This is a genomic window from Nonomuraea sp. NPDC059023, from assembly GCF_042740095.1.
GTDB lineage: Bacteria > Actinomycetota > Actinomycetes > Streptosporangiales > Streptosporangiaceae > Nonomuraea.
Map to the genome: position 1 here is coordinate 139,426 of NZ_JBHYIO010000017.1, position 6,374 is coordinate 145,799.

At 72.0% G+C, this 6,374-nt stretch carries 4 protein-coding genes; 2 read left to right on the top strand and 2 right to left on the bottom strand.

Annotated elements, in window-relative coordinates; all coding sequences use genetic code 11:
- Positions 1-53: 53 nt before the first annotated feature.
- Both ACFWYW_RS27990 and ACFWYW_RS27995 read left to right on the top strand, forming a co-directional pair.
- On the top strand, positions 54-998 hold the full coding sequence (locus ACFWYW_RS27990; protein WP_379614967.1) for an ATP-binding cassette domain-containing protein: 945 nt from the start codon (positions 54-56) through the stop codon (positions 996-998).
- A complete protein-coding gene (locus tag ACFWYW_RS27995) occupies positions 995-1,756 on the top strand; it encodes an ABC transporter permease (protein WP_379614969.1) in 762 nt (253 codons plus the stop codon). The genes ACFWYW_RS27990 and ACFWYW_RS27995 overlap by 4 nt, the downstream gene beginning before the upstream one ends.
- Here the strand turns inward: ACFWYW_RS27995 and ACFWYW_RS28000 are convergent.
- A complete protein-coding gene (locus ACFWYW_RS28000) occupies positions 1,740-4,895 on the bottom strand; it encodes a BTAD domain-containing putative transcriptional regulator (RefSeq protein ID WP_379614971.1) in 3,156 nt (1,051 codons plus the stop codon). The genes ACFWYW_RS27995 and ACFWYW_RS28000 overlap by 17 nt on opposite strands.
- Before the next feature lie 64 nt (positions 4,896-4,959).
- A complete protein-coding gene (locus ACFWYW_RS28005; RefSeq protein WP_379614973.1) occupies positions 4,960-6,207 on the bottom strand; it encodes a serine hydrolase in 1,248 nt (415 codons plus the stop codon).
- Between the last annotated feature and the right edge of the window lie 167 nt (positions 6,208-6,374).

Consider the following 6,374-nt stretch of genomic DNA (forward strand, 5'->3'; position numbering starts at 1 on the left):
CGCGTCAGGACGGTGACGGCTCCGTATCAGAGCGGTCGGCGACCGTAGCGGTCATGAACGGTTCCGCCATCGCCGCCCAGGGGCTGCGAAAGGCCTACAACGACAAAGTCGTCCTCGACGGCATCGACCTGAACGTCCGGACCGGCACGATCTTCGCCCTGCTCGGCCCCAACGGCGCCGGCAAGACCACCACGGTGAACGTGCTGAGCACGCTGCTGACCCCCGACGCCGGGACGGCGGTCGTCGCCGGGCACGACATCGCCACGCAGACCAAGGCGGTGCGCGCGGCGATCGGGGTCACCGGCCAGTTCGCCGCGGTGGACGAACTCCTCACCGGCGAGGAGAACCTGCTGATGATGGCGGATCTCCTGCACCTGCCCAAGGCGGAGGGCAAGCGCGTCACCGCCCGGCTGCTCGACCGCTTCGAGCTGGCCGAGGCGGCCGGCAAGCGGGCGGCGTCCTACTCCGGCGGCATGCGCCGCAAGCTCGACCTGGCCATGACGCTGGTCGGCGCGCCGCGGATCATCTTCCTGGACGAGCCCACGACGGGACTCGACCCGCGCAGCCGCCGCACCATGTGGGAGATCATCCGGGAGCTGGTCGCCGAAGGCACCACCATCTTCCTCACCACCCAGTACCTCGAAGAGGCCGACCAGCTCGCCGACCGCATCGCCGTACTCGATCAGGGACGGGTGGTGGCCGAGGGCACCGCCGACGAGCTCAAGCGCCGCATCCCCGGCAGCCACGTCCGGCTGCGGTTCGCCGACCGGCGCGCCCTCGACGTCGCGGCGCAGGTCCTGCGCGGCGCCACGAAGGACGACGACGAGCTGGCTCTGCGCGTGCCCGGCGACGGCGGGGTGCGGTCGCTGCGCGCGCTGCTCGACCGGCTCGACGCCCAGTCCGTAGAGGTCGAGGAACTGTCGGTGCACACACCGGACCTCGACGACGTCTTCCTCGCTCTCACCGGCCACGGCAACAAGGAGGCCAGCGCCCGATGAACGCCATCTCAGCTTCTTTCGCGGATTCCGCGACCATGATGCGGCGCAACTTCCGGCACACGATGCGCAATCCGGTGGCGCTGTTCAACGCCGTCATCGTGCCGGTCTTCGTGATGTTCCTCATGGTCTACGTCTTCGGCGGCTCGTTCAGCGTCGGCGCCGACTACGTCGACTACGCGACCCCGGGCTTGATCATCTTGACCATCGGTTACGGCATCGGCCCCACGGCCACAGCGGTGAACTCCGACATGACGACCGGATTCATCAACCGGCTGCGGGTCATGGACGTGTCCCGGGCCGCGGTGCTGAACGCGCACGTGATCGCGATCATGCTGCGGACCCTGGTGTCCATCGCGATCATCATCGGGGTCGCGCTGCTGATGGGATTCAGCCCGACGGCGAGCTTCCCGCAGTGGCTCGGCGCGATCGGCGTCGTCGCGCTGACGGTGCTGGCGATCGGCTGGCTGACCGTCGCGTCCGGCCTCTCCGCGAAGACCCCGGAAAGCGCCGGCCTGGCCGGTGTCCCTCTGATGCTTCTTCCCTTCCTGAGCAGCGCGTTCGTGCCGGCCGACAAGATGGGTCCCGGTGTGCGGGAGTTCGCCGAGTACCAGCCGTTCACCCCGATCATCGAAACCCTGCGCGGGCTGCTGACCGGCACGCCGTCGACGGGCTCGGCCATCGCGGCGGTCGCCTGGTGCGTGGGGCTCTCGCTGGCCGGCTATCTGTGGGCGCGCGCGGCGTTCACGAAGCGAGCGTGATCTCGGCCAGCTCCCGCCAGTCCCGCTCCCGTCCGGCCAGAATCGCCTCGGTGAACTTGGTTTCACCGAGGCGATCGCGCGTCTCCGCGCTGATCCTGGTGGCGTCCGGCAGTGAAAGGTCCGCGACGCCGCGCACCCCGTCGCCGGCCGCGAGCAACCGCGCCGCCTGCTCGTACTGCCCGCCGCGCAGCGCGAGATCCGCGATCCCGATCAACATCTCGGCCACCAGCGGCGGATACATCGCCTCCTCGGCCGCGCGGAGTGCCCCGCTGCGATGCGCGCGCGACTCCTCCAGATCCTCGGTGAGATAGCCGAGCAGGTCCAGGGACTTGGCACGGGTCAGGGAGCTCGGGCCCTCGTCGCCCATCAGCGTCCGCACCGCTTCCAGGTGCCCGCGTGCCTCGTCCGGCTGGCCGCGCCAGCGTGCGAGCTGCGCCTTGGAGATCTCCAGATCGGCCAGCTCTTCCGGCCAGGTGATCCCGCTCGCGCTGCGGTCCGCCTCGGACATCGCGCTCACGCTGGACCGCTCGTCGCCGAGCAGCCAGTACAGCTGGGCCTGCCGCGCCCGAAGGCTCGTCACTTCCTCCCGCACACCCAGCTCGCGCAGCGCGGTGACCGCCTCTTCGTAGTGCTCGCACGCGCGGGCGAACTCGCCGCGCATGGCGAGCCGATCGGCCAGGAAGGTCAGCGCCAGCGAGGTCCCCATCCGCTCACCCAGCGCGCGGAACTCGGCCAGGGAGATCTCGATGTCGGTATCCACGTCGGTCTCGTCGGCGCCGAGCGTGAGCCGCATCCGGCCCCGAGTGAGCCTGGCCTGCGCGCGCACCCAGGGATCGTCGCCGGTGATGAGCGGCTCCAGCGAACGCAGGAACCCTCCGGCCGGCTCCCGCAGCATCTGCTCCCACAGCTCGACGAACCCGAGCAGAGGGTGGCGCGACCTGCTGCGCTGGGTGAACCGGTGGGCCTTGTGGATCCAGTCCTCCGCCTGATACTGATCGCGGCCGACCCCGGAGGTCAGGAACATGGTCAAGATGGCGTACGCCAGCGCCCGCACCTCGTCGGTGGCCTCACCGGGCAGGGAGCACGCCCCCATGCTCAGCTCGGTGCCCTCGGCCCGGTGCCCGGCCAGATACCAGTACCAGCCCGCCGCCCCGACCAGGCGCATCGCCTCCTGGGCCCATCCTTCGGCGATCGCCCCGCGCACGGCCGTACTGATGTTGTCGTGCTCGGGCGTGATCGTGTTCAGCCACTCCAGCTGCGCGCTCGTACGCAGGCGCGGATCGGCCGTCTCGGCCAGCTCGGTGAAGTAGGCGAGGTGCGCCCGGCGGGCCGGCTCGGTCTCCCCGGCTTCGGCCAGGCGGCCGGCGGCGTACTCCCTGATGGTGTTGAGCATCCGGTAGCGCGGCGCGCCCTCGTCGTCGGTGAGCAGCAGCGACTTCTCGGCCAGCGCGGTCAGCACGTCGAAGACCAGCTCCCCGTCCAGCGCCTCCTCCGGGCACACGCGTTCGGCCGCCTCCAGGCTCACTCCGCCGGAGAACACCGAGAGCCGCCGCAGCACGCTCCGCTCGGCCTCGGTCAGCAGGTCCCAGCTCCAGTCGACGACCGCGCGCAGCGTCTTGTGCCGGGGGAGCACCGTACGGCTGCCGCTGGTCAGCAGCCGGAAGCGGTCGTCGAGCCGGCGGGCCAGCTGATCGATGGACATGGTCCGCAGCCGTGCCGCGGCCAGTTCGATCGCCAGCGGCACCCCGTCGAGCGCCCGGCAGATCCGCTCCATGGCCGCCAGAGTGGCCGGGTCCGAGCCGATGTCCTTGCGGACCAGGTCCGCGCGGTCGCGCAGCAGCCGCACCGCGGGCGAGGATCCGATCTCGGCGGGCTCGGCGCCCTTCGCGGGCAGCGCGAGCGGCTCGACCTGCCAGAGCACCTCTCCGGTGATGCCGAGCGGTTCCCTGCTTGTGGCCAGGATCCGCAGCCGCCGGCACTCGCCCAGAAGCCGGTCGGCGAAGGCCGCGGCCGCCTCGATCACGTGCTCACAGTTGTCCAGGACCAGCAGGATCGTGCGCTCGCGCAGCGCGGTGAGAAGCCGGTCCATCGGCTCACCGCCCCTGGCTCCGCCGAGCAACGGCTGGTCACGCAGGCCGAGCGCGGTGAGGGCGGCCTGCGCCAGCTCACCGCCCGCCTGCACCGAGGCCAGCTCGACCAGCCACGCCCCATCGGGCAGCTCGCCGAGCATCGTCCGCGCGGTCTCCGTGGCCAGCCTCGTCTTGCCGGAGCCGCCCGATCCGGTCAAGGTGACGAGCCGGTGCCCCATGGCCAGACCGGCGACCGCTCCCACGTCGCCGTCCTTGCCGACGAAGCTCGTCAGCTCGGCGCGCAGGTTCGTCCTGCGGTTCTCCGTCCGCTCGCCCAGCTCGCCCCGCAGCAACGCGGTGTGCAGCGCCGACAGCTCGGCAGACGGGTCGGCGCCCAGCTCCTCTGCGAGCCGCTCGCGCGTGCGCTGGAACACGGTCAACGCCTCGTTGCCCCGCCCGGCCTCGGCCAGCGCCCGCATGAGGGCGGCCACGAACCCCTCCCGCAGCGGGTACGTCGCGACCAGGTCGGTCAGTTCCGAGACCAGCTCCGAGCCACGGCCGAGCCGGATGTCGGCGTCCACCCGATCGCCGAGCGCGGCGACGTGGAGCTCGTCCAGGCGCGCGACCACGGCGTCGAACACGTCGCTGTCCCGCAGGGCGATGTCCGCCATGGCCGGGCCGCGCCACAGCTCCAGGGCCGAGCGCAGCAGCTCCGCCCGCTCGGCGGGCTCGGTGGCGCGAGCCTGACCGACCAGCTGCTCGAACCGGGACACGTCCACGGCGTCGGGCGCCACGGCCAGCCGGTAGCCGCCGGCGTCCGCCTCGATCACACCGTCCGGCAGCACTCTGCGCAGCCTGGACACCAGTGCCTGCAGGGCGTTCACCTCGTCCGCGGGCGGTTGTTCCCCCCAGATCCAGTCCACGAGCCGCGCCCGTGCGACGATCCGGCCGGGTTCGAGGGCGAGTGCGGCGAGCAGCGCGCGCAGCCGAACGCCGGGTACCTCGACCATGGCCCCATCGCGGTTCCGGACCTCGAAGGGCCCGAGCAGTCCAACTCGCACATCGGTCATTGTGCCGAACTTGCCGACGAGCTACTAATCGTCACCGTATTCAGGCCGTAAACGCGGCCGACCTTCATCGGATCGTTATGGCGGTGGGAGCGGACTTCGTCATCGTCCTGACCACCAGCCGCGCCACCGCCTCGACCGTGGCCACGCCGTACCCCATGGCCGGGCTGCGCTCCGACAGCACCGCGAGCAGCAGGTCGTGACCGCCGGTCTGGAGGCGGCCCACGCTGTTGACCGTCCACAGGCCGTCGTGGGCGCCGGCGGGGAGCCAGCCGTTCTTGAGCGCCACCTGCCCGGACCCGGCCGCCGCGCTCACACCCCAGTCCTGGCCGGGCACGACACTCGACATCAGCTCCAGGGCGAACCGCCGGTTGGCCGCCGTCAACGGACCCTCCGGGTCGGTGAGCCGGTCGAGCACCTTCACCTGGTCCGACGGGCGGCTGCGGGTGGTCCCCCAGGAGTGCTCCGGCCAGGTACGCCGGATTCCCAGCTCGCGCAGCACCGCGGTCAGCCCGTCGCGGCCGCCGATCGCCCGGTACAGGTCGTGGGCGCAGTCGTTGTCGCTGACCCGGATCATCCTGCCCGCCGCGCTTCGCTCGCGCCTCGTCAGCCGCCGCCCCTCCTCCTGCGCCTTCAGCGCGAGGGCCAGGAGGATGTCCACCTTGGCGACACTGGCCAGCATGAACGGCTCGCGCTCCCGGTAGGCGTAGCGGGTGGCCGCGACCCTGTCGTACACGGCCACGGCGGCCCGGCCGGGACGCGCGGCCAGATACCGTCCCAGCGCCCTGTCCAGCTTCCCCCGCAGCCCGTCCGGCAACGGCCGCCCGCCATCACCCGGCGCCCCGAACACCGGCTCGCTGCGGTCGGCCGATCCGATCGCGGGAGACCCGGAAACCAGGTCGGCAGGAGGCCCAGGCGTGTACCCGGCGGAAAACGCGGCAGGGGGTCCGGCCACCAGCGAGGCAGCGGAGCCGACCGCCCATACCCCGCCAGGAAAGATCGGCGATGTGTAGGCCTGAGCGCTGGACAGCATGCCGTCGGAGGGGCCGGGCGCCCTACCCGCGGGCAGGATCGCCGCAAGGCCGGCAAGAGGTGCGGCCGTGCCGGCGAGAGGCACAGCCGTCAGGCCGGCCGGTGACCCCAGGCTTGCCGGCGGCCACCGGAGTGCCGGCTCGAAGCCGGCGGCGACCGTGTCGGGCGCCTCGGCCAGGGCCGCGGGCTGGTGGGCGGCTGGCGGGGGGTTGGTCTCCACGCCGGAACAGGCGGCCATGGTGACCGTGAAGGCGGTGATGAGCGAGATCCCCCGAACGCGCATGAGCGCGAGCCTGCCAGCCACCACGCCAACGACCATGGGCGGAGTAGGTCACCCAACCCCCAAGATTCCCCGTGGTGGCCCCGCGGGGGGGGTGGCGGGGCCCCCCCGGGGGGGGGGGGGCGGCCGTGGGGCGCGGGCAAGCAGGGGGGTATAAAAAAAAACCACCC